We start from the raw sequence: 2,020 nt of genomic DNA on the forward strand, positions 1-2,020 counted from the left end.
GATCGAGACCGCGCGCCGACTGGGCATTTCGGAGCGCACGCTGCGCTACCGCCTCGCCAAGGCGCGCGAACAGGGCGACGATCTGGCCGCCGGCACCGGCCGCGCCGGCTTCGCCGATCGGGCGATGTCGGCATGAGCGGGGTCGCCGGAATCGGCGGCGTCGACCGGGTGATGGCGCTGCGCGCGCAGATCCTGGAACGCAACGCCGCGCTGAGCCGCGCCAACGCCTCCGCGGGGGCAAGCGCGCCCGAGCCGGTCGGCGCATCGACCGGCGCCACCAGCTTCGCCGACACGATGCAGTCGGCGATCGGCAAGGTGAACGAGACCCAGCAGAAGGCGTCGGCGCTGTCGGAAGCCTACGAACGCGGCGAAACCGTCGACATCGCCAAGGTGATGCTGGCCCGCCAGGAAGCGTCGGTCGGGTTCGAGGCGACGCTGCAGGTCCGCAACAAGATCCTGTCCGCCTACAAGGACATCATGAGTATGCCGGTGTAACATGAGCAACGCTCTCGCACCCACATCGCAGCCGCAGCAGCCGGTGCCCGTCACGATGGTGCCGGAACGGTTCGCCAATCCGCTGCGCCAGATCCAGGGCGTGTTCGCACAGCCCGCGGTACGCCGCGCGGGGCCGATGGCGCTGATGGTCAGCCTGATCGGCGGCGCCGCGCTGGCATGGTCGGCGCTGTCCACCCCGCCGCAGAAGACGCTGTTCTCCGGCCTGCCGGACAGCGACAAGGCGGCCGTCACTACCGCGCTCAATGCCGCGAACATCACCAGCCATATCGACGATTCCACCGGATCGCTGACCGTCGCCGAGGAGGATTATTCCAAGGCGCGGCTGCTGCTGGCGGGCCAGGGTCTGCCGAAGGCGGCGCCCGGCGGCTATGCGATCCTCGACCAGCTGCCGATGGGCGTCAGCCGCGCGGTGGAGGGCGAACGCCTGCGCCAGGCGCGCGAGACCGAACTTGCCCGTTCGATCCAGGAGATCGACGCGGTGGCGGAGGCACGCGTCCACCTCGCCATGCCCGAAACCAGCGTGTTCGTGCGCGACAATGCCGCGCCGTCCGCGTCGGTGGTGCTCAAGCTGCAGGGCGGGCGCTCGCTCAGCGACGCGCAGGTTTCCTCGATCGTCAACCTCGTCGCCTCGTCGGTGCCGGGGATGAAGCCCGATGCGGTGACGATCGTCGACCAGCTCGGCGGCCTGTTGACCAAGCATGCCGGCGGACCGGATGCCGCCAATGACGCGCGCATCGATTTCCAGCGCCGCGTCGAGGAAAAGTATCGCCAGCAGCTGATCCAGCTGCTGACCCCGCTGGTCGGCGCGGGAAATTTCACCGCCGAGGTGCAGGCCGACGTCAATCTGGACGAAACCAGCGCGACGCGCGAAAGCTATGACAAGCAGGGCGCGCTGCGCGCCGAAACCGGCAACTGGACCGGCAACCAGGCGACGACCGCCCCGCCGGGCGGCATCCCCGGCGCGCTGAGCAACACCCCGCCGCCCGCCGCGCAGCTGTCGACGCCGCAGCCGGCGACCGGCAACCCCGGCACACCGCCCGCCGCGCCCACCGCCGGCGGCCCCGCGCCCGATCCGGCGAAACAGTCCGATGCGTTCCAGCGCGCCTATGACCTGGGCAAGGAAGTGTCGGTCACCCGCAACGCGCCGGGCAGCATCAAGCGGCTGTCGGTCGCGGTCCTGCTGCGTGATCCCGACAAGGGCCGGCGCACCGCGATGGAAATCGGCCAGATCAGCGATCTGGTGAAGGGCGCAGTCGGTTTCGACCAGGCGCGCAACGACAACGTCACCGTCATCAGCCGCAAGTTCGCCGATTCGGCGACCGAGCCGGCCGCGGCGCCGAAATGGTACGACAATGCGCTGGTCCCGATGATCGCGCGCAATGCCACCGCGGTCATCATCGCGCTCCTGGTGCTGCTGCTGGGCGTCCGCCCGCTGGCCAAGGCATTGATGAAGAAGCGCGAGGAGGCACCCGCCGCCGCCGCCGAAGCACTGCCCGCGCCCGCC

At 70.1% G+C, this 2,020-nt stretch carries 3 protein-coding genes; all 3 read left to right on the forward strand.

Translation table 11 applies throughout. From position 1 onward, the window contains the following. On the forward strand, nucleotides 1–136 hold a 136-nt coding region (locus AX685_RS21120), incomplete at its 5' end, for a helix-turn-helix domain-containing protein (RefSeq protein ID WP_156445815.1). Further along, nucleotides 133–495, forward strand: a complete 363-nt coding sequence (gene fliE / locus AX685_RS13865; RefSeq protein WP_066489678.1) for a flagellar hook-basal body complex protein FliE — start codon at nucleotides 133–135, stop codon at nucleotides 493–495. The genes AX685_RS21120 and fliE, both read left to right, overlap by 4 nt. A gap of 1 nt (nucleotide 496) precedes the next feature. Continuing rightward, the coding region (gene fliF, locus AX685_RS13870) for a flagellar basal-body MS-ring/collar protein FliF (protein WP_066489679.1) at nucleotides 497–2,020 on the forward strand (1,524 nt) is incomplete at its 3' end.

Origin of the sequence: Sphingomonas sp. CCH9-F2, from assembly GCF_001556735.1 — a bacterium.
In the GTDB taxonomy this organism is placed as follows: Bacteria; Pseudomonadota; Alphaproteobacteria; order Sphingomonadales; family Sphingomonadaceae; genus Sphingomonas; species Sphingomonas ginsenosidimutans.

Coding starts and splice junctions, on each gene's coding strand:
- fliE (WP_066489678.1), top strand. CDS start 133: ATGAGCGGGGTCGCCGGAATCGGCGGCGTCGACCGGGTGATGGCGCTG.